At 72.9% G+C, this 19327-nt stretch carries 19 protein-coding genes; 5 read left to right on the forward strand and 14 right to left on the reverse strand.

Annotated features, from left to right (window positions below; all coding sequences use genetic code 11):
• The first annotated feature begins 42 nt into the window (after nucleotides 1-42).
• Entirely contained in the window at nucleotides 43-354 is a 312-nt protein-coding gene (locus tag AB0G32_RS31070) for a helix-turn-helix domain-containing protein (protein ID WP_361170749.1), read from the forward strand.
• Between the two features lie 4 nt (nucleotides 355-358).
• Here the strand turns inward: AB0G32_RS31070 and AB0G32_RS31075 are convergent, their stop codons facing one another.
• Genes AB0G32_RS31075 through AB0G32_RS31140 form a run of 14 tightly spaced genes read right to left on the reverse strand, consistent with a single transcriptional unit; the run spans nucleotide 359 to nucleotide 13708 of the window.
• Nucleotides 359-1585: a lytic murein transglycosylase gene (locus tag AB0G32_RS31075; RefSeq protein ID WP_361170752.1), complete on the reverse strand. Its 1227-nt coding sequence runs from the start codon at nucleotides 1583-1585 to the stop codon at nucleotides 359-361.
• 36 nt (nucleotides 1586-1621) lie between these two features.
• Nucleotides 1622-2311: a hypothetical protein gene (locus tag AB0G32_RS31080; RefSeq protein ID WP_361170755.1), complete on the reverse strand. Its 690-nt coding sequence runs from the start codon at nucleotides 2309-2311 to the stop codon at nucleotides 1622-1624.
• 26 nt (nucleotides 2312-2337) lie between these two features.
• On the reverse strand, nucleotides 2338-2889 hold the full coding sequence (locus AB0G32_RS31085) for a nuclear transport factor 2 family protein (protein ID WP_361170758.1): 552 nt from the start codon (nucleotides 2887-2889) through the stop codon (nucleotides 2338-2340).
• Nucleotides 2890-2914: 25 nt separating this feature from the next.
• On the reverse strand, nucleotides 2915-3619 hold the full coding sequence (locus tag AB0G32_RS31090) for a hypothetical protein (protein WP_361170761.1): 705 nt from the start codon (nucleotides 3617-3619) through the stop codon (nucleotides 2915-2917).
• Entirely contained in the window at nucleotides 3616-4134 is a 519-nt protein-coding gene (locus AB0G32_RS31095) for a hypothetical protein (protein WP_361170764.1), read from the reverse strand. Before AB0G32_RS31095 ends, AB0G32_RS31090 begins: the two co-directional genes overlap by 4 nt.
• Entirely contained in the window at nucleotides 4131-5420 is a 1290-nt protein-coding gene (locus tag AB0G32_RS31100) for an MlaD family protein (protein WP_361170767.1), read from the reverse strand. The genes AB0G32_RS31095 and AB0G32_RS31100 overlap by 4 nt, the downstream gene beginning before the upstream one ends.
• Complete coding sequence (locus tag AB0G32_RS31105) at nucleotides 5417-6631, reverse strand: MCE family protein (RefSeq protein ID WP_361170770.1); 1215 nt, start codon at nucleotides 6629-6631, stop codon at nucleotides 5417-5419. Before AB0G32_RS31105 ends, AB0G32_RS31100 begins: the two co-directional genes overlap by 4 nt.
• Complete coding sequence (locus tag AB0G32_RS31110; protein WP_361170773.1) at nucleotides 6631-7650, reverse strand: MCE family protein; 1020 nt, start codon at nucleotides 7648-7650, stop codon at nucleotides 6631-6633. The genes AB0G32_RS31105 and AB0G32_RS31110 overlap by 1 nt, the downstream gene beginning before the upstream one ends.
• Nucleotides 7650-8753: an MCE family protein gene (locus tag AB0G32_RS31115; RefSeq protein WP_361170776.1), complete on the reverse strand. Its 1104-nt coding sequence runs from the start codon at nucleotides 8751-8753 to the stop codon at nucleotides 7650-7652. Before AB0G32_RS31115 ends, AB0G32_RS31110 begins: the two co-directional genes overlap by 1 nt.
• Complete coding sequence (locus AB0G32_RS31120; protein WP_361170779.1) at nucleotides 8750-9814, reverse strand: MCE family protein; 1065 nt, start codon at nucleotides 9812-9814, stop codon at nucleotides 8750-8752. Before AB0G32_RS31120 ends, AB0G32_RS31115 begins: the two co-directional genes overlap by 4 nt.
• Entirely contained in the window at nucleotides 9811-11064 is a 1254-nt protein-coding gene (locus AB0G32_RS31125) for an MCE family protein (RefSeq protein WP_361170782.1), read from the reverse strand. The genes AB0G32_RS31120 and AB0G32_RS31125 overlap by 4 nt, the downstream gene beginning before the upstream one ends.
• 2 nt (nucleotides 11065-11066) lie before the next feature.
• Complete coding sequence (locus AB0G32_RS31130; RefSeq protein WP_361170785.1) at nucleotides 11067-11873, reverse strand: ABC transporter permease; 807 nt, start codon at nucleotides 11871-11873, stop codon at nucleotides 11067-11069.
• 6 nt (nucleotides 11874-11879) lie between these two features.
• Complete coding sequence (locus AB0G32_RS31135; protein WP_361170788.1) at nucleotides 11880-12644, reverse strand: ABC transporter permease; 765 nt, start codon at nucleotides 12642-12644, stop codon at nucleotides 11880-11882.
• Nucleotides 12641-13708 (reverse strand): ATP-binding cassette domain-containing protein, encoded by a 1068-nt coding sequence (locus AB0G32_RS31140; RefSeq protein ID WP_361170791.1) that lies wholly within the window; start codon nucleotides 13706-13708, stop codon nucleotides 12641-12643. Before AB0G32_RS31140 ends, AB0G32_RS31135 begins: the two co-directional genes overlap by 4 nt.
• Before the next feature lie 740 nt (nucleotides 13709-14448).
• Here AB0G32_RS31140 and AB0G32_RS31145 point away from each other — a divergent pair.
• From AB0G32_RS31145 to AB0G32_RS31160, 4 genes are all read left to right on the forward strand, one after another.
• Nucleotides 14449-15081 carry a hypothetical protein gene (locus AB0G32_RS31145; protein ID WP_361170794.1) on the forward strand — a complete coding sequence of 211 codons (633 nt, stop codon included), beginning with the start codon at nucleotides 14449-14451 and terminating at the stop codon, nucleotides 15079-15081.
• Between the two features lie 117 nt (nucleotides 15082-15198).
• The gene (locus AB0G32_RS31150; RefSeq protein WP_361170797.1) at nucleotides 15199-16749 is read left to right on the forward strand and encodes a DUF6801 domain-containing protein; all 1551 of its coding nucleotides are present in this window, start codon (nucleotides 15199-15201) and stop codon (nucleotides 16747-16749) included.
• Nucleotides 16750-16784: 35 nt separating this feature from the next.
• Nucleotides 16785-17735, forward strand: coding sequence for a hypothetical protein (locus AB0G32_RS31155; protein ID WP_361170800.1), 951 nt, complete (start codon nucleotides 16785-16787; stop codon nucleotides 17733-17735).
• Nucleotides 17736-17950: 215 nt separating this feature from the next.
• On the forward strand, nucleotides 17951-19162 hold the full coding sequence (locus tag AB0G32_RS31160) for a helix-turn-helix domain-containing protein (RefSeq protein WP_361170803.1): 1212 nt from the start codon (nucleotides 17951-17953) through the stop codon (nucleotides 19160-19162).
• Nucleotides 19163-19327 lie beyond the last annotated feature (165 nt).

The following is a 19327-nucleotide window of genomic DNA, read 5'->3' on the forward strand; positions in this document are numbered from 1 at the left end:
TCCAACAATCTCGAACCCTCTTTGTTCCAGTAGTCTCGAACCATGACTGGATCGACCCGCGAGTTCACCCATCCCGAGGCCGCCGGGCTGGAGCTGACCAGCGTGCTCTTCGCCCTGAGCGATCCGATCCGGCTCGACCTGGTGCGCCGGCTGGCCACCGAGGGCTCGCTGGAGGTCGCGGAGTGCCATCCCCCCTCCGGCCCGCTGCCGAAGTCGACCCTCTCCCACCACCTCAAGACGCTCCGCGAGGCCGGCCTCATCCGCAACGTCCCGCACGGCCGCCACCGCTCGCTCAGCCTGCGCCGGGACGACCTGGACGGCCGGTTCCCGGGACTGCTGGACGCCGTCCTCTAGCGCCTCAGGCCGGGCAGGTCGGCTCGTCCGCCGCGGTGGTGGGTGTGGCGCCGGGGTCCGGTGTGGGACTCGCCGAGTCCGTGGGGCACTGCGGCGGGGACGTCGGGTCGGGGGACGGGGTCGGCGAGTCGGTGGGGTCCGGCGTGACCGACGGGTCCGGTGTCGGCGGGGCCGAGGTGTCGGACGGCGACGGGTCCGGGGTCGGCGAGGGCGTGGGCTCCGTCGCGGACGGCTCGGGGGACGGCGAGGGCGACGCCGGCCGCGTCGGTGTCGGTGTCGGTGCGGGCGTGGGTGTGGCGGGGTCGTCGCCGATGATGACGCCGTCCTCGCGGCCCGCACCGCCCCGCCCGCCGCCGACCGGCTCGGTCGCCTGGGTGTCGCCGCCGGCGCCGGGGGTGACCGGGACGACGCCCCTGCCGTCCGGCACGGTGTGCACGCCCCGGCGGTAGAAGTCCAGCCAGTGGCGGACCAGGTCCAGGTAGGCGCGCGAGTTGTTGTAGCTGAGCACGGCCGCGTCCAGGTCGGCCGCGACACCCAGGTTCCGGTCCCCGGCGCACAGGTAGTGCCCGGCGGCCAGGGCCGCGTCGAAGATGTTGTTCGGGTCGCCGCGGCCGTCGCCGTTGCCGTCCGCGCCCCAACGGGCCCAGGTCGACGGCAGGAACTGCATCGGGCCCACCGCCCGGTCGTACACCGGGTCGCCGTCGTGCACGCCGTTGTCGCTGTCCAGGATCAGCGCGAAGTTCCGGCCGTCGAGCGCCGGGCCGGTGATGCGGCCCAGCGTGGTGCCGGCCCGGTCGACCGCGCCGCCGCGGGCCTGCCCGGACTCCACCTTGCCGATGGCGGCGAGCAGTTGCCAGGGCAACCGGCAGCCCGGGTCGGTGCGGGCGACGGACCGCTCCGCGTCGCGGTAGGCGCGCAGCACGGTGCCCGGGATGCCGGACTCGGCGCGGATCCGGGCGGCCTGGGCGACGCGGGGCGCGATGTCCGGGGAGACCAGCGGCGGGAGTTCGGTGTGGTACGAGTCGTCGTCGGGCGGGGCGAGTTCGGCGTACGGCGGGTCGGCGGCCGGGGCGGCGCGGTCGTCGGCGGCCGGGCGGCCGTTCTCCTGCGGGGCGGCGGGTCCGGGGGCCTGGGAGCCGGTGAGCGCCGCGACCGCGGTCACGGCGACGGCGGTGGCCAGCAGCCCCTGTCGGGTCCGGGCGGGCACCCGTCGGGCGCGGTGTCGGGGCATGGGCTGTCACTCCCTGGTGGTGAGGTGCGTGCGGGGTCAGCGGCCGAAGGTGTCGATGCCCGAGACGAGCCAGCGGCCGTCGCGCCGCTGGACGTCGACGGCGAGCATCGCGCCCGCGTACGTGCCGTCGTCGTCGGCCTTCTTGTCACCGGCGGTGCTGACGCTGCTCTGGTCGGCGTAGACCAGGACCCGGGCCCGGTCGCCGTCGATGCCCTCGACGGCGCTGTCGGTGACGGTGGTGGTGATCACCGCCTTCTGCTGGTCGGCCTGGGTGCGGACGGCGGCGAACAGGTCGCGGTGCTGGGTGACGGCGCGGCCGGTCAGCCACTCCTTCGCGGCCTTGTCGAAGGCGGCCGGGTCGGCGTGGTCGTACGAGAAGAGCGCGGCGACGGCCTTGCCGGTGGCGCCCTTGATCTCGCTGGTGCGGGCGGTGTCCAGGAGCGCGGTGTTGCGGGCGGCGGGGGTGTCCCGGAGGCTCTCGGCACGGGCGTGCGCCCAGCCGGCGAAGCCGCCGAGGAGGAGGGTGAGGAGGCAGAGGGCGGCGAGATGCCTTCGGGGGCGGGGTGACGCCGTAGTGGTACGCGTGGTCCGGGTGCGGGTGGGTTGTGGCTGGTCGCGCGGTTCCCCGCGCCCCTGAGGGGTGTCCGGGGCGTCCCGCGTTCTCAGGGACTGGCGTGCCTGGCGGCGGCGGAGGGTGTTGAGGCTGTGGCGGGTGGTGGTCGGCATGGTCTGTCGTCCTCTCCTGCGGCCGGTCAGCCGGCCGACGTGCCGCCGACCGGGGCCTGCCCCAGGGCGCTGAGCTTCCAGTGGCCGCCGGTGCGGGTCAGTTCGCCGAGCATGCGGCTGTCCTTGTCGGTGCTCTCGTCGCCGGGCGCCCGCACCGTCACCCGCAGCGCGACCAGCACCCGGGCCCGGCCGGCCCGGTCGTCGAGTTCGGTGACGGCGCCGGACAGCACCTTGGCCGTGGTGACGGTCTTGGCGGTCTTCACCTGCGTGGCGAACTCGTCGCGTCCCGCGACCAGTTGGTCGTGCAGGTCGCCGGTGGTCGAGGACTCCCAGAGGTCGAGGCCGCGGTCGAGGCTGCGGTGGTCGAGGGTGTTGAGGTTCTGGACGGCCTGTTCCCCGGCGGCGAGGGCGTCGTCGCGCTGCTCGGCGTAGGCCACGGTGCCGTCGTGCGCCGCGTCGTACCAGTCCCGGCCCGCCCACGCGGCGAAGCCGCCCGCGAGCAGGACGAGGACGAGCGCGAGGGCGGTGACCGGCAGGGTCCGGAGCCCGGCCGCCGCCGCTCTGGTCCGGCGTTTCATGGGTGTTCCCCTCTTCCGCGCCCGCTCAGCGGGTTCTGATGTCGACGATCCACCACTGGTCCCGCTCCCAGCGCGCGGTGACCGTGAGCTGGGCCGCGGCGGCGGTGCCGCCGTCCTCGCCGCGGTCGGAGATCTGGTCGAGGAAGACCAGCAACCGCGCGCTGTCCCCGTCGAGTTCGATCACCCCGGTGCGCACGGCCTGGGTGCTCAGGGTGACGCGCTGCTTCTTGAGGTCCGCGCGCACCCGGTCGATCAGCTCCGTGTACTGGCGGGCCGCGCGGCCGGCGAGGACGGAACGCGCGGAACGCTCGGTGGCGGCCAGGCCGTCCGGCGTGTACGAGAAGACACGGGCCAGGGCGTTGCCGACGTCGCCGGCGACCCGGGTGGTGGCCCCGGCGTCGGTCAGCGCGTGGTTCTCGGCGGCCGGGGCGGACCTCAACTGGTGCGCTGCATAGAGGAAGCCGCCGCCGGCCAGGACGAGTGCGGCGGCGGTGACGGAGGAAGCGAGGCGCCACCAGAGCGGCTTCCACCGCCGTCGCCGGCGGTCGCCCGCCGCCTCCGCTTCCGCCTCCGCTTCCGTCTCCGTCTCCCCCTCCGCCTCTGGTTCCGCTGTCGCTTCCGTCTCCGCGTCCGCTGTCGCTTCCGTTGCCGCTGGAGTGGGTGGGTGTTCGGCGGTGGGCTCCTCGCGCAGGGGCGCCTCGGCTTCCGGGCCGGCCTCTTGGGCGGTCATCGGGTCGTGTCCTCCTCCGCCGTCCGCGCCAGCGGTACCGCGCTCAGTGCCTTGACCTTCCACTCGTCCTCGGCCGTGCGGGCCAGGACGGCCTCCAGGCGTTTGCGGTCCGTGGTCGGCGTCTTCGCGCCGGCCGGTGTGACCTCGACGCGGACGGTCGCGACGAGCTTGGCGGTGCCCGCGCGGGTGTCCAGGGCGGTGAGCGCCGCCTCCGTGACGGTGCCGCGGGCGGAGGCCCCCTTCGCGGGGCGGGTGGCGCCCAGTTCCTGCCGCAGCGGGCCGGTCGAGGCGGCCCGCCAGTCCTTGATGCCGGCCCGGGCCCGCTCCAGGGACGAGGCGTCGAGGGTGTTGAGGACGGCGAGCGTCTCGCGGCCGTCGGCCAGGGCCGCGTCGCGTTCCTGGCCGTAGGCGAGCGCGTCGTCGCCGCGGGCCTGCGCGTACGTCCACGCCCCGGTGCCGCAGAACGCCAGCGCCAGCGCCAGTCCCGCGGCGGCGAGGGTCCGGGCCCGGTTCATCGGCCCGCCTCCGCGCTCGCGCCGAGCAGTCCCGCCATGCCCTGCGCACCGGTGCCGCCCGCGGCGGGCAGGGCCAGCGCGCCCGGCAGCGACGCCGCGGCGGTGCGCGCCGCGGCCGGCGCGGCACCCGTGCTGCCCGAGGGCAGTGAGCCGGGCCTGGCCGGGGCCGGCACCGCGCCGCCGCCGGGCGCGTTGGCCGAGCCGCGGACGTTGATCCCGCTGGAGGCCGGCGCCGTACAGGCGGCGTCGGTGTTGAGGGCGGGCGCGGTGCCGAGGTCCAGGCCGGTGCGGTAGCGGGTGCCGCCGTACCCGGCGGTGCAGGGCAGCGGTTGGAAGAAGGTGACGGCCAGGCCGAGGTTCATCTTTCCTCCGTCGACGGCGGTGGCGCCGGCCGAGACGGCCGCCGGGTACTTCACCAGGAGTTCCTCGATGCCGCGCTGCCGGGTCAGGGCCACCTCGGACGTGGTGACCAGGTTGGCGAGGACCACGCCCAGGCTGGGATCGAGGTCCCGCAGCAGCCCGCTGACCTGGTTCGCGGCGTCCGGTGCGACGGTGAGCAGCCGGCGCAGGTCGGCGTCGGAGCCCTTGAGGGCGGCGGCGAGTTCGGTGGCGCCGTCGGCGAAGCCCCGGATGGCTTCGGCCTCCTGCGCCTGGGTGCGCAGCACCGTCTCGCCGTCGGTGAGCAGCCGGGTGGTGGCGGGCAGGTTGCGGTCGGCGGCCTCGACGAATGCGCTGCCGCTGTCCAGCAGCGCCTGGAGGTCGTCGCCGTGTCCCTCGAAGGTCTTGCCGAACTCGTCGACGACCGTGCGCAGATCCTCCAGCGGCACCGACCGGGCGAGGTCATTGACGCTGGTGAGCACGTCGGTGACGGGCGCCGGCACCTCGGTGTCGGGCAGCGCGATCCGGGCGCCGTCCGCCAGGTAGGGACCCGTGTCGCTCTGGGGCCGCAGGTCGATGTACTGCTCGCCGACCGCGGAGAGCCCGGCGACCACGGCCCGGGTGTCGGCCGGGATGCCGGGCGCGGACTTCTTGATGCGCAGTTCGGCGACCACCCCGTCGGCGGTGAGTTCGAGGTCCCCGACCCGGCCCACCGACACCCCTCGGTAGGTGACGTCGGAGTGGGTGAACAGGCCGCCGGTGCGCGGGAGTTCGACGTCCACGGTGTAGTAGTCGGCGACGCCGACCCAGCGGCCGAGGTCGGCGTAGCGGATGCCGAGGAAGCCGAGGACGAGGACGGCGATGAGGAGGAAGGCGAGGTTCTTCAGGCGTACGGCGAGGGTGATCATCCCTGTTCGCCCCCGTCCCCGAGGTCGCCGGTCGGTGTCTGCGCCGAGGGCAGCGGCAGCGGCGCCGACTTCTTCTTCGCCGTGCTGTCCGGCTCGCTCGGCGCCGTGGCGCTGGGTCTGGGGGACGCGGTGCCGCTCGGCACCAGGGGCGGGATCACCTGGGTGCCGGGTTCGGCGGTCATGTTCAGGTACACGTTGAGGTAGTCGCCCTTGACGCCGTTGAGCACCTCGTCGGTGAACGGGTAGGTGAGCAGCACCTGGAGCGAGTCGGGCAGGTCGGTGCCCGCGTCGGCGAGGGCCTTCAGGGTGGGCGCGAGGGCCTTGAGGTCGGCGACCATGTCGTCCTTGCTCGCTTCGATGGTGGAGACGGCGACCCCGGACAGCGTGTCCAGGGAGCGCAGCATGGTCAGCAGGGCGCCGCGCTGTTCGTGCAGGGTCTCAAGGCCCGGTGACAGGTCGCTGAGCACGGTGCGTATGTCGTCGTCGCGGCCGGCCAGGGTCGCGGCGAGCCGGTTGACGCCGTCGAGGGCGTCGGTGATGTCGGCGCGGTGGCCGTCGAGGTCGGCCACCAGTTCCTCGACCCGGCGGAGCATGGAGCGGACCTCGGGCTCGCGGCCGCCGAGCGCCTTGTTGAGTTCCTGGGTGATGGTCCTGAGCTGGGCGACGCCGCCGCCGTTGAGCAGCATGGACAGGGCGCCGAACACCTCCTCGACCTCGGTGTCGCGGCCGGTGCGGGCGACCGGGATGACATCGCCGTCGCCGAGCCGCCCGGCGCCGTCCGCGTCGGCGGGCGCGACGAGCTGGACGTACTTCTCGCCGAGCAGGCTGGACTGCTCCAGGCGGGCGCCGGCGTCGGCGGGCAGCTCGACGTCGCCGTTGATCTCCATGGTGACGCGGGCCGTCCAGTCGTCGCCGTCCAGGCGGATGCGGGTGACGCGGCCGACCGCGACGTCGTTGACCTTGACGGCGGCCTGCGGCACCAGGCTGAGTACGTCGTCCAGTTCGGCGGTGACGGTGTAGGGGTGGGAGCCGAGGTCGGCGCCGCCGGGCAGCGGCAGGTCCTCGATGCCGTCGAAGCGCGGGGCGGTCACCGAGAACGCGCCGAGGGCGAGGGCGAAGCCCAGGCCGAGGGCGAGCAGGCCGCCAATGCCGGCGCCGGCGGCGGCCCCGGTGGTCAGCGCGCCGCGCCGTACCGTGCCGGGCCGGCGCATCACCGCTGCCCCGCTTCGGAGGTCGCGGCGCCGCCGGTGGCGGGCAGCGGCAGCAGCGGGCCGCCCATGCTGATCTCGTTGAGGTCGGCGCGGCCGTCGAGCAGGCCGGTGTCGGGGTCGTAGGCGCCGACCAGGTTGTCCGCGGCCAGCGGGGCGACGTCCAGCGCCTCGGCCAGTGAGGCACGCTGTTCGACCAGGGTCCGGGTGAGCGGCACCAGGGTGTCGACGTTCTTCTTCAGCTCGCCCCGGTTGTCCGCGATGAAGGTCTTCACCCGGGCCAGGGCGGTGCCGAGTTCGTCCAGCGCGCCGGCCAGGTCGTCCTTGTTGTCGGCGAAGTGGCCGACGACCGTGTCCAGGCGTTCCTGTGCGGTGCGGACGTCGGTGTCCTTGTCCTTCAGCATGGTGGTGAAGGTCTGGAGCCGGCTGAGGGTGGCGAACAGGTCGTCGCTGGAGCCGTCCAGGGTCTTGGCCGCCTTGCCGAACTCCTCGATGCTCTCGCCGATGGCCGCGCCGTTGCCGTCGAGGTTGGCGGCGCCGGTCGTCAGCAGGTCGGACAGGGCGCCGGCGGAGTTGGCGCCGTCGGGGCCCAGCGCCTTGCTGAGGTCGGTGAGCGAGGCGTAGAGCTGGTCGATCTCGACCGGGGTGCGGTTGCGGGAGGCGGGCAGTACGGCGCCGTCGGCGAGCGCCGGCCCGGAGCGGTAGGCGGGGGTGAGCTGGACGTACCGGTCGGCGACCACGCTGGGCGCGACGACCAGGGCGCGCGCCGACTTCGCGACCCGTACGCCGTCGTCGAGCGCCAGCTCGACCCGGACCCGGGTGCCCTGCGGGCGGACGGACTCCACCTCGCCGACCCGGACGCCGAGGATGCGCAGGTCGGAGCCGGCGTAGACGCCGACGGCGCGGTCGAAGTAGGCGGTCAGGCGGGTGCCGGCGGAGTCGAGGGCGCGGGCGGTGGCCAGGCCGGCGGCGACCACCACCAGCGCGAGGGCCACGGCGAGGATTTTTCGGCGCCTGGTCATCACTCACCACTCCCCTGGGCCGTCCCGGACTGCTCGGGCGGCATGCAGGACTTCGCGGGCTGGGACGTGGCGGGCAGGTAGTCCCGCGGCACGACCCCGCACAGGTAGCTGTCGAACCAGCGGCCGCTGCCCATGGTGTTGCCGAGCAGCCGGTAGTAGGGGCCGACCAGGGCGAGGGTCCGGTCCAGCCGGCCGCTGTTCTGCTCCAGGACGGTGGTGACCCGGCCGAGTGCCTTCAGGGTGGGGCCGAGCTGTTTCTCGTTGTCCGCCACCAGGCCGGACAGCTGGGTGCCGAGGTCGCGGCTGCCCTTGAGCAGGGCGGTGATGGCGTCCCGGCGGCCCTGGAGTTCGCCGAGCAGCGGTCCGGCGTCCTCGATGAGGGTCTCGAAGCTGGACTTCTTGTCCTTCAGGGTCTGGGTCAACTTGGCGCTGTTGTCCAGGAGTTCGGCCAGTTCGCGGTCGCGCCCGGAGACGGAGCGGGACAGGTCGGACAGTCCGGTGGCGGCCTGGCGGACGTGCGGCGGTGAGTCCTCGAAGGTCTCGGCGATGGTCTCGAAGCTCTCGGCGAGCCGCTGCGTGTCGATGTCGTCGACGGTGGCGCTGAGGTCCTGGAACGCCTGGGTGACGTCGTACGGGGAGGTGGTCCGGGTCCGCGGGATGCGGTGGCCGGGGTCCTGCTCTCCCGCGCCGAGCGGGTCCAGGGCCAGGTACTTGTCGCCGAGCAGGGTCTTGATGGCGATGGCCGCGGTGGTGCGGTCGCCGATCCAGGCGTCCTCGACCTCGAACGTGACCTTGACCCGGTCGCCGTCCAGGGCGACGCCGGTGATCTCGCCGACCTTGACGCCGGCCACCCGCACCTCGTCGCCGTCGTCGAGTCCGGCGGCCTCGGTGAAGTCGGCGGTGTAGGTGGTGCCGCCGCCGGTCAGGGAGAGCCGGTCGGCGTTGTAGGCGAGGACGGTGAGCAGGGCGAGCAGTACCAGGCCGGCCAGGGCCACGGCGACCGGGTCGCGTTCCTTGACCGGCTTCAGCCGCGGCCGGCGGGAGCGGCGCGGCGGTGCGGGGACGGGGGCGGCGGGCTGGTCGGGCCGCAGCAGCAGGGTCATGCGCCGCACCTCGCTTCGGTGACCGCGATGCCGGTGGGCGGTTCGGCGCCGGTGGAGGTGGTGACGCCGTCCACCCGGGCCTCGCAGAGGTAGAGGTTGAACCAGGAGCCGTAGGAGGAGAGCCGGCCGAGCGCGGTCAGCTTGGCGGGGGTGTTGGCGAGGAAGTCCTCGATCTGGCCGGTGGCGTCCCCGAGGTTGCCGGAGAGCCGGCCCAGTTCCTGGATGTCCTGCTTGAGCGGTGCCCGGCCGTCCGCCAGGAGTCCGGCGGTCACGGTGGTGAGGTCGCCCATGGCGGCGACGGCCCGGCCCAGCGGCTCCCGGTCGTCGTTGAAGCCGGTGACCAGCTTCTGGAGGGTGTCGACGAGGGTGTCGAAGTCGGCCTCGCGGTCGTTGAGGGTGGCCAGCACGGTGTTGAGGTTCTTCACCACCTCGCCGATCACCTGGTCCTTGGCGGCCACCGTCGAGCTGAGCGAGCCGATGTGGGTGATGAGGCTGTCGACGGTGCCGCCCTCGCCCTGGAGCACCTGCACGATGGAGCCGGCCAGTTCGTTGACGTCCTTCGGGGAGAGCCCCTCGAACAGCGGCTTGAAGCCGTTGAAGAGCAGGGTGAGGTCGAGGGCGGGGGCGGTGCGGTCCAGTCCGATGGTGTCGCCGCCGTCGAGGGTGCCGGTGAGGTCGCCGCTGCCCCGGTCCAGGGCGATGTAGCGCTGGCCGACCATGTTGAGGTACTTCACGGCGGCGGTGGTCGACCGGGGCAGGGTGCGGTCGTCGCGGACGGTGAAGGTGACCTGGGCGGTGCGCCGGTCGACCACGCGGACGTCGGTGACCTCACCGACCTCGACACCGGAGACGCGCACACTGTCGCCGTCGGTGAGTCCGGTGACGTCGGTGAACAGCGCCCGGTAGGAGACCTGGTCGTCGTCGCCGACGCCGGTGCCCGCGACGCTCACCCCGAGGACCGTGGTGGCCAGCGCGGTCACCAGCAGGAAGGCGAGGGACTTCAGCACCGGGCCGGTCAGCGGGCGGCGCCGGGTGGCGTGGGTGCTGCGCCGGGAGCTCATCGCAGGGTCACCTCCGTGCCGCGCAGCGCCGGGCCGGCCAGCAGGCTGCTCCACTCCGGCAGGTCGGCGGCGTCCTGGCCGGCGGCCGGCGCGAGCAGTTCGTTCACCAGGTCGTTCTCCTGCGGGGAGTTGGCCGGCCCGAGGTCCGCGCCGGCCGCCGCGGGCACCTGTACGGCCGGTTTCGCGGCCACCCCGAGATAGGGCACCGGGTAGCAGCGGGGGCCGCCGCCGGCGTCGTAGGAGGGGGTGTCGGTGCCGGGGCGGTAGGCGCCGCGGGAGGGCACGGTGGTGACGTCGACCCGCAGGCCGGGCCGGTCGGTGCCCTTGCCGAGGGCCTGGTCCATGGCCGGGACGAAGTCGGCGAGGGTGCGCAGGGTGCAGGGGAAGGCGGCGGAGTACTCGGCGAGCAGTTCCAGGGTGGGGCGGGAGGCGGCGGAGAGGCGGATGATGTTGTCCTCGTTCTGCCGCAGGAAGGCGGTCAGGTCCTCGGCCGTCCGGGTGGTGGCGCCCAGCGTGCCGGCCAGCTCGCTCTCCTTTTCGGCCAGCGTGCCGCTGGTGGTGGTGAAGTCGGCGAGGGCGGTGAGGATGTCGGGGGCGGCGTCGGCGTAGACCTGGCTGACCTTCACGAGCTCTTTCAAGTCCCGGTTGAGTGTGGGCAGTTGGGGGTTGAATTTCTTCAGGTGGTCGTCGAGGAGGGTGAGGGTGTCGCCCAGTTGGCCGCCGCGTCCCGCGAGGGCCTGGGAGACGGCGGAGAGGGTGGCGGAGAGTTTCTGCGGCTGGACGGCGGTGAGCATCGGCAGCACGTTGTCGAGCACCTGCTGGAGTTCGACCGCGCTGGCCGAGCGGTCCTGCGGGATGACGGCGCCGGCGGCCAGCGGTTCGGCGGCGGGCGAGGCGGGCGGTACCAGGGCCACGAACCGTTCGCCGAACAGCGTGGTCGGCAGCATCTGCGCCCGTACGTCGGCCGGGATGCCGTCGCGGGCGCCGGGCTTCAGGGCCAGGGTGAGCCGGGCGCCGTCGGCGGTGGCGTCGATGGCGCGGACCTCGCCGACGACGACACCGCGCAGCTTGACCTCGGCGCCCAGGTGCATCTCGTTGCCGACGCTGCCGGTCTCCACCGTCACCGGGTCGGAGTCGGTGAACTGCTTGTCGTAGACGGCGACGGCCAGCCACACCAGCAGGGCGGGCACCACCAGGAAGACCACCCCGGCCAGCCGGCGGCGCGCTGTCGCGCCTCGTGAACCGCTCATCCCTACCCCGCCACCTTCACGGTCGTGGTGGCACCCCACAGGGCCAGCGACAGGAAGAAGTCGGTGACACTGATCAGCACGATGGCGTTGCGCACCGACCGGCCGACGGCCACCCCGACCCCGGCCGGGCCGCCGGCGGCCCGGTAGCCGTAGTAGCAGTGGGCGACGATCACCATCACGCTGAAGATGAGCACCTTCAGGACGGACAGCAGCACGTCGGTGGGCGACAGGAACAGGTTGAAGTAGTGGTCGTAGGTGCCCCGGGACTGGCCGTTGAAGAGGACCGTGACATAGCGGGAGGCCAGGTAGGAGGAGAGCAGGCCGATCGCGTAGAGCGGGACGATGGCGACCACGCCGGCGATGATGCGGGTGGTGACGAGGTAGGGCAGCGAGCGCACCCCCATCCCTTCGAGGGCGTCGACCTCCTCGTTGATGCGCATCGCGCCGAGCTGCGCGGTGAAGCCGGCGCCGACGGTCGCGGAGAGGGCGAGTCCGGCGACCAGCGGGGCGATCTCGCGGGTGTTGAAGTACGCGGAGACGAACCCGGTGAAGGCGGCGGTGCCGATCTGGTCCAGGGCGGCGTAGCCCTGGAGTCCGACGACGGTGCCGGTGAACAGGGTCATCGCGATCATCACGCCGATGGTGCCGCCGATCACCCCGAGGCCGCCGGTGCCGAAGGCGACCTCGGCGAGCAGCCGCTGCACTTCTCTGAGGTAGCGGTGCAGGGTGCGCGGTATCCAGAGCAGCGAGCGGACGTAGAACAGGAGTTGGTCGCCGGAGCGGTCGAGCCAGACGAGCGGGGAGGCCACCGGGGTTCAGCCTCCCTTCGGCGGAACGATCTGGAGGTAGACGCCCGTCATCACCATGTTGACGAAGAAGAGCAGCAGGAAGGTGATGACGACGGACTGGTTGACGGCGTCGCCGACGCCCTTGGGGCCGCCGCGCGGGTTCAGGCCCCGGTAGGCGGCGACGATGCCGGCGATGAACCCGAAGACCAGCGCCTTGAGTTCGCTGATGTACAGGTCGGGGAGCTGGGCGAGGGCGGAGAAGCTGGAGAGGTAGGCGCCGGGGGTGCCGTCCTGGAGGAAGACGTTGAAGACGTAGCCGCCGAGGATGCCGACCGCGGAGACCAGGCCGTTGAGCAGGACGGCGACGCCCATGGTGGCCAGCACCCGGGGCACCACCAGGCGCTGCACGGGCGAGACGCCCATGATCTCCATGGCGTCCAGTTCCTCGCGGATGGTGCGCGAGCCGAGGTCGGCGCAGATCGCGGAGCCGGCCGCGCCGGCGATCAGCAGGGCGACGATCAGCGGGCTGGCCTGCTGCACGACGGCCAGCACGCTGGCCCCGCCGGTGAAGGACTGGGCTCCCAACTGCTGGGTGAGCGAGCCGACTTGGAGGGCGATCACCGCGCCGAACGGGATGGAGACCAGGGCGGCGGGCAGGATGGTGACGCTCGCGATGAACCAGAACTGCTCGATGAACTCGCGGAACTGGAACGGCCGCCGGAAGATCGCGCGGGCCACCTCGGCGGCGAGCGCGAAGAGCTGTCCCGTCTGCCGCAGCGCGCCGGTGATCATGTACCACTCCCGGCGGCGGGCAGCGGGAGGGTGGCGGCGGCCGTGGCGTCCGGCGCGCCGGGGGTGCCGGTGCCGGCGTTGCCATGGGTGCCGGTGTTGCCGCGGGTGGCGTACGTGCGCTGGATGGCGGCGCGGGCGGCGGGCGGCAGCCGGTCCAGCATGCCCAGGACGCGTTCGCGGCGGCGCCCGACGGCGCGGCGCGGCGGCAGCCCGGGGGACGGCTCCAGTTGCGGGACGATCTCCCGGGGGCGGTCCGCCACCGGGCGCGGGCCGGCCGCCTCGGCGGCCAGGGTGGCGGCGTCCTTCTCCTCGGACATGCCGATCGGGCCCTCGCGGCGCCCGGCCAGGAACTGCGCCACGGCCGGTTCCTCGCTGGTCAGCAGCACCTCCCGGGGGCCGAAGGTGACCAGTTCGCGCCGGTAGAGCATGCCCATGTTGTCGGGCACGGTGGCGGCGATGTCGAGGTTGTGGGTGACGATCAGCATCGTCGCGTCGATCTGCGCGTTCAGGTCGATCAGCAGCTGGGAGAGGAAGGCGGTGCGGACCGGGTCGAGCCCGGAGTCCGGCTCGTCGCACAGGATGATCTGCGGGTCCAGGACCAGCGCCCGGGCCAGCCCGGCCCGTTTGCGCATGCCGCCGCTGATCTCCCCCGGCAGTTTGCCCTCGGCGCCCAGCAGTCCCACCACGTCGATCCGCTCCATGACGATGCGGCGGATCTCCGACTCCTTCTTGCGGGTGTGCTCGCGCAGCGGAAAGGCGATGTTGTCGAAGAGGGACATGGAACCGAAAAGGGCGCCGTCCTGGAACATGAGCCCGAACTTTTTCCGGGTCTCGTATATATCGCGTTCCGGGCTGTTCACCATGTCGACGCCGTCGATGAGGACACGGCCCCGCTCGGGCTTGAGAAGTCCGATGAGCGACTTCAGAAAAACCGTCTTCCCGGTGCCGGACGGACCGAGCATGACGCTGACTTCTCCGGCCGGCAGCGTGAGGGTCACGTCCTGCCAGATCCGCTGCTTGCCGAAGGACTTGGTGAGACCCTCGACCACCACTTCGATTCCCATATCACCTCCAAAGAGGGTGCTGCCGGTGTGCACCGCGGAGCGCACGTTAAGCCGGTGCACGGTTCACTGACAATAGGCGGGACGCCGGGTCCCGCCGCCCTTCTCGTTCTTTGTCACCGCGCAGACAAACCCGCTCGTGGACTTTGTCTGCGCGGTGCGGGGCAGGGCCGCGCGGCGGCCGGGGGGACGGCTCCGCGCGGCCCTGCCGACGGATGTCCGCCCCTGAAGGAGGGCAAGGCCGGAAGTCATCCGTCACGTCTCCGCGGCCGGGGGGTACCGACCAGGAGTTCAGTGCCGTGTCCGGCACGCTACGGCTGAGTAACCTGGGCGGGCAAGAGCCGGTTCCGACTTTTCCGAAGGTTTCGGGCCGACCCTCGGCTCTTTGGCAGCCGGGCGACAAAAAGGCGCCCTCTTCTTGTCACCAGGTGAGTGATTTCCGCGCCCGGCGGCGCAGTTCGGCCGCCATCCGGCACAATGGGACGGCCCCGGTACCGGACCGGGCGGCGGTGCCGGCCTTAGCAGCGGGTGACTAAGCCGCACATCGGACTGCTCACCTGGGAACGGATTCTTCGGCTTTCCCAAAGAATCATGGTCGGCGACATTGTTCGGCTAAGTTTCCCGCAAGTAACGTCGGGAGCGCGGTCGAGGATTTCCAAGCCGCGGACCGCCCGTTTCCCCCGCTCGTCGGAGCGGGCGCGATCCCCCTTCGCCGGTCAATCCACAAGGAGAGTCCCGGAGTCATGAAGAAGCCCCTGACAAGAATCGCCGTCGTCGCCGGCGCGGGCGCCGCCGCCTTCGCCATGGCCGTCGCCCCCGCCTCGGCCGTCCCCTCCACCGTCTGGACCGTCACCCCGTCGCCGGCCAACTTCACGGCGACCAACGTCGGGAACATCGTGCTGACCGCCAACATCCCGATGACGTGTACGACGTCGAGCGCCTCGGGCACGATGGCCAGCGCCACCGGCAACCCCGCCACGGTGGCCAACATCAACGCCATCAACTTCGGTACCAGCGGCGCCCCGTGCACCAGCATCCTGGGCAACATCACGACCACGTCCATCACCCCCTGGACGGTCGTCGCCCAGGACTACACCGCCTCGACCGGTGTCACCAAGGGCTATGTCGGCAACGTCAAGGCGAACGTGACCGCCGGCGCCTGCGCCTTCACCGTGCAGGGCAAGGCCTCCGCCACCTACACCAACTCCACCGGCGTCCTGGCCGTCAACAGTGTCTCCGGTGAACTGTCCGTCACCGCGGCCAGCGGCTGCGGCACCCTGGTCACCACCGCCACCAAGCCCACCTTCAAGGGCAACTACGCGGTGAAGGTCACCGGCACCAGCACCATCCCGACGATCGTCGGCTCCAACCCGTAAGCGGCAACGGCCCGCGGGTGCCCGGCCGGTGGTCCCGGCCGGGCACCCGCGGGCCGCGCGTCCGTACCCGGTGGCGGCCGGCCGCCCGGACCCCTATCGACCTGAGCGGAGCGACAGATGCCAGGCCCCCGCAGACCCCCGCGTTCCGCCGCCCGCCGCCGGGCGGCGATCGCCGCGTTCGTGGTGCTGGCCGCCACCGTGCCCACGGTGGCCGTCGCGGGCGGCACGCAGCAGGTCGACGCCGCGCTGTCCTACGCGTGCGCGCTGCCCTCCGGGGAGTACCCGGTGCCGGTCCGGATCGCGGCGGACTTCCCGGACCAAGTGGCGGCCGGTGAGCCGGTGCTGCCCGCGGACGTGACCACCACCGTGGAACTGCCCGAGCAGGCGGTGGCCGACCTCACCGCGCTGGGCGCGGCCGAGGTCCGGGCGGCGACCCGGCTCGGCGTCGGCGTCGCCCAGGGCGAGGCCGGCGCCGAGGCGACCTGGCGGGGCACCGCGGAGCCGGTCGCCGTCCCGGCGGCCGGACCGCTCACCCTGACGGCCACGGGTGACGTGCCCTCGGTGACCGGGCAGGGCGACAGCGATCTGGTCTTCTCCGCCGGGCAGTTGTCCCTGGACCTGGCGGCGACGGCGGCGGACGGCACCGCCGTCGACCCGCTGACCGTCGACTGCTCGCTGGGCGCGGACGCCCCCGGCGACGGTCTGCTGGCCACCGTGGCGGTCGGGTCCGGGCCGAGCGGTTCGCCCTCGCCCTCCGGCACCCCGTCCGGGTCCGCCTCGCCCTCCGGGGACGCCACGGACGGACCCGGGGGCGAACAGGGCGAGCGGGCCCCGAAGGTGGCCGAGGAGGCGCCCGGCGACGCCGCCGCCGACCGGACCGCCCCGCCCTGCCGGTACACCGAGGAGTATCCCTCGGGGCCGATGTCGCTGAGCGCGTACATCACCGGCTACTCGAACGTGCGCAAGCTGGACGGCGCCGCCCTGCTGCCGATCATGTGCACGCTCATCGAACAGGGCCAGTCGGACTTCGCCCTGTCGCCCGACTTCACCAAGGGCATCATCACCCAGCACTCCGAGGGCCGGCTCGACTACCAGGGCGCCGCCCGGTCCGCGCCGTTCGAGGCCACCTTCCTCACCTTCGGCTTCACCCCGACCAAGGCCACCATGGTGCTGGAACAGACCGGCCCGCTCACCCTCGACGCCTACGGCGAGATGAGCCTGGCGACCTTCTACACCACCATGGACACCCACATCCGCGTCCCGCTGGTGCTCCGGATCACCTCCCTGGAGGTCAACGGCGTCCCGCTGGACGTCGGCGACGACTGCCGCACCAGTTCCTCGCTCACCTCCGCCGACCCCGACCCCGCCCAGCACCCCGGGGACCACCTGGTCCTGCACGGGCGCGGCGAGTACGCCAACGCCGAGCTGCCCACCGGTTACATCCTGCTCTCCGGCGGCCCGCTGACCGGCGAGATGACCATTCCCTCCTTCACCGGCTGCGGCGCGCACGGCGAGGACCTCGACCCGCTGCTCACCGCCTCGGTCTCCGGACCCGGCAACTACGTCAAGCAGATGCAGGGCCAGACGTGCGGTCAGGCTGCCCCGAACTTCGAGAGCGAGTGCACCCCCGATCTGCAACCGCTGAAGATCCCCGTACCCGAGCGCTGAGCCCCCTCCCCCAGCCCCTTACGGAAGGCACCCTCATGAACCGCTTCTCCCACCGCGCGAGAATCGCCACCACCGTCACCGCCGTCGGCACCGCGCTGGGTGCCTTCGCGGCCATGGGCACCGCGACCGCGGCGGCCGCCGTGCCGAACGGCGAGTGGGCGCCCTTCACCCGCTGTCCGGTGGACGCGCCGGCGATGCTGGCCGCGGACGGCCTGACCCGGACCCCGCAGTGCGTGGTCTCCAGCTCGGCCAGCGGCTCCATCAAACTGGGCAACACCACCGTCACCACCGGCAGGACCAACCTCCAGATCGGGGTGGTGCAGAACTCCGACGGGACCAGCACCGTGGTGGCCCCGGCCGGCGGCGCGCTGATCGCCGACTCCGCGACCGTCCCCGGCGGGCTGCTGGGGCTGATGTGCCCGAGCAACGTGCCCGCCGTCACCGCGATCTGCGAGCAGCTCAGCAACAGCTCCCTCAACAAGATCACGGCGACGGTGGAGTCCGTCGGCACCCCCTACGCCTTCAACCAGACCGCGGGCATCCTCACCGGGGAGCCGATCGTCGCCATACCCGTCCGCATCCACCTGGAGAACCCGCTGCTCGGCAGCAAGTGCTACATCGGCACCCAGGCCAAGCCCGTCGTGCTCCAGCCGGAGAACCTGGAGTTCCCCGAGTTCGGCATGACGTTCTTCCAGGGTGACGGCACGCTCGCCGACGACGGCGAGATGAGCCGCATCAACCTCACCGGGCCGGCCCAGAACGACAGCACCTTCGCGGTGCCCGGCGCCAGCGGCTGCGGCCTCGGGCTGCTGGGCATCATCGACGCGGCGGTCAACCTCAAGACCGGCCTGCCCTCCGCCGCCGGGAAGAACAGCCTCACCCTCAACAACACCCAGACCGCGCTCGCCGGTCTGAACGCCCCCGGCACCGTCGCCCCCGACGCGGGCGAGCGGCTGGCGCAGAACTGGCACTCCGCCGTCAGTTAATGGCCGCGCAACGGCGATTCTCAGCCGTCCCGGCAGCCCCGTCCCGTCCCCCCGCACCTAAATGTGCACGGACTGTGTACGTCCCACCGAACATGATTTAGCTTCAACAGCCCAGACACGCAGCACCCCAAGTCCGGTCGGGTGCCTCCCTTGCACCTGCTCCGGGGGCACCCGCCCGGCGCACCGTGGGCACCGGAGAGCAAGGGACGGCACTCATGCCTTCAACCGCGCGGCCGCCGGAGGTCGGTGAACCGCTCGAACCCCTTCCCAAGGAGTTCGCCGCCTTCATGCGGCCGGAGTTGCCCGGTCTGATGAAGGAGATCGGCATCGAGGTCACCCGGGCCTACCCGGTCTACGGCCGGCTGCTCAACGGCCCGAACGCCGACGCCATCCGGCAGGGCGTCGAGCAGGCCCTCTACGCCTTCGTGGACCGGGTCGCCGACCCGGGCAAGAACGCCGCGCTGCGCGACGAACTGCTGCGCCGGTTCGGCCGGGTGGAAGCCTACGAGGGCCGGGAACTGGACACCCTCCAGGGGGCGTACCGGCTCGGCGCCCGGGTCGCGCTGCGCCGCGCCAAGGCGCTGGGCCAGCAGTACCGGCTCTCCCCCGCCCTGATCCTCGCCTTCGCCGACGCCCTCTTCGCCTACGTCGAGGAACTGGAGCGGATCTCCCGCGAGGGCTATGTCGAGGTGCAGTCCCGGGCCTTCTCCGAGGTGCCGGCCCAGCGAAGACGGCTGCTGCACCTCATCCTGGCGGCTCCCCCGCTGCCCCAGGCACTGACCGGGCTGTGCGAGGCGGCCGCCTGGCCGCTGCCCACCGAGATCACCATGATCGCCCTGCGGTCCCCGGTGCCGGAGCACCTGGAGGCGGGTCTCGCCGACGACGTGCTGTCCGACCTGGACGTCCCGCAGCCGCACCTGCTGGTGCCGGGCGCGCTCACCCCGGAGCGCCGGGCCATGCTCGACGCGGCCCTGACCGGCGCGCGCGCCGTGGTGGGGCTGACCGTGCCGCTGGCCCAGGCGGCGGACTCCATCCGCTGGGCACGGCGGGTGGCGCAGCTGATCGACGAGGGGGTGGTGCCGGACGCGCCCGTGGTCCGCTGCGCCGACCACCTGGTGACGCTGTGGCTGCTGTCGGACCCAGCGCTGGTGTCCCACCTGGCGGCCGGTGAGCTGGCCCCGGTCGACCATCTGCCCGCCAGCCGCCGCGACCGGCTGGTGGAGACCCTGCGGGTGCACGTCTCCACCCGGGCCCCCGCCGAGCAGGTCGGCGAGCTGCTCGGCGTGCACGCCCAGACCGTCCGCTACCGCCTGCGCAATCTGGACGCCCTGCTGGGCGACCGCCTCGCCGACCCCGACCGGCGGTTCGCCCTGGAGGCGTCCCTGCGCGCCCTGCACCTGCTGCAACGGGACTGCGACGCCGGCTGAGCCGCCACCCCCCGCACACCCCTCGGCCGGCCCGGCCCCCGGTCACCACCGCACTCCCGCCCCCGCGCCGCCAACCCCCCGGGCTTCGCGCGGTGGTACATCCTGCTGTCGCCGCCGGTTTCACGCCGGTGCCCTTGAGTGAGCGCGTTGCTACGTTCCGTACAC

Source organism: Streptomyces sp. NPDC023723, assembly GCF_040639815.1.
GTDB lineage: Bacteria > Actinomycetota > Actinomycetes > Streptomycetales > Streptomycetaceae > Streptomyces.

What these genes read in the sequence shown, in the direction of transcription:
- AB0G32_RS31080 (WP_361170755.1), bottom strand. Translation starts at nt 2,311, where the DNA reads ATGCCGACCACCACCCGCCACAGCCTCAACACCCTCCGCCGCCGCCAG.
- AB0G32_RS31125 (WP_361170782.1), bottom strand. Translation starts at nt 11,064, where the DNA reads ATGAGCGGTTCACGAGGCGCGACAGCGCGCCGCCGGCTGGCCGGGGTG.
- AB0G32_RS31085 (WP_361170758.1), bottom strand. Translation starts at nt 2,889, where the DNA reads ATGAAACGCCGGACCAGAGCGGCGGCGGCCGGGCTCCGGACCCTGCCG.
- AB0G32_RS31110 (WP_361170773.1), bottom strand. Translation starts at nt 7,650, where the DNA reads ATGACCAGGCGCCGAAAAATCCTCGCCGTGGCCCTCGCGCTGGTGGTG.
- AB0G32_RS31100 (WP_361170767.1), bottom strand. Translation starts at nt 5,420, where the DNA reads ATGATCACCCTCGCCGTACGCCTGAAGAACCTCGCCTTCCTCCTCATC.
- AB0G32_RS31150 (WP_361170797.1), top strand. Translation starts at nt 15,199, where the DNA reads ATGCCAGGCCCCCGCAGACCCCCGCGTTCCGCCGCCCGCCGCCGGGCG.
- AB0G32_RS31090 (WP_361170761.1), bottom strand. Translation starts at nt 3,619, where the DNA reads ATGACCGCCCAAGAGGCCGGCCCGGAAGCCGAGGCGCCCCTGCGCGAG.
- AB0G32_RS31105 (WP_361170770.1), bottom strand. Translation starts at nt 6,631, where the DNA reads ATGCGCCGGCCCGGCACGGTACGGCGCGGCGCGCTGACCACCGGGGCC.
- AB0G32_RS31140 (WP_361170791.1), bottom strand. Translation starts at nt 13,708, where the DNA reads ATGGGAATCGAAGTGGTGGTCGAGGGTCTCACCAAGTCCTTCGGCAAG.
- AB0G32_RS31155 (WP_361170800.1), top strand. Translation starts at nt 16,785, where the DNA reads ATGAACCGCTTCTCCCACCGCGCGAGAATCGCCACCACCGTCACCGCC.
- AB0G32_RS31115 (WP_361170776.1), bottom strand. Translation starts at nt 8,753, where the DNA reads ATGACCCTGCTGCTGCGGCCCGACCAGCCCGCCGCCCCCGTCCCCGCA.
- AB0G32_RS31120 (WP_361170779.1), bottom strand. Translation starts at nt 9,814, where the DNA reads ATGAGCTCCCGGCGCAGCACCCACGCCACCCGGCGCCGCCCGCTGACC.
- AB0G32_RS31075 (WP_361170752.1), bottom strand. Translation starts at nt 1,585, where the DNA reads ATGCCCCGACACCGCGCCCGACGGGTGCCCGCCCGGACCCGACAGGGG.
- AB0G32_RS31145 (WP_361170794.1), top strand. Translation starts at nt 14,449, where the DNA reads ATGAAGAAGCCCCTGACAAGAATCGCCGTCGTCGCCGGCGCGGGCGCC.
- AB0G32_RS31070 (WP_361170749.1), top strand. Translation starts at nt 43, where the DNA reads ATGACTGGATCGACCCGCGAGTTCACCCATCCCGAGGCCGCCGGGCTG.
- AB0G32_RS31135 (WP_361170788.1), bottom strand. Translation starts at nt 12,644, where the DNA reads ATGATCACCGGCGCGCTGCGGCAGACGGGACAGCTCTTCGCGCTCGCC.
- AB0G32_RS31160 (WP_361170803.1), top strand. Translation starts at nt 17,951, where the DNA reads ATGCCTTCAACCGCGCGGCCGCCGGAGGTCGGTGAACCGCTCGAACCC.
- AB0G32_RS31095 (WP_361170764.1), bottom strand. Translation starts at nt 4,134, where the DNA reads ATGAACCGGGCCCGGACCCTCGCCGCCGCGGGACTGGCGCTGGCGCTG.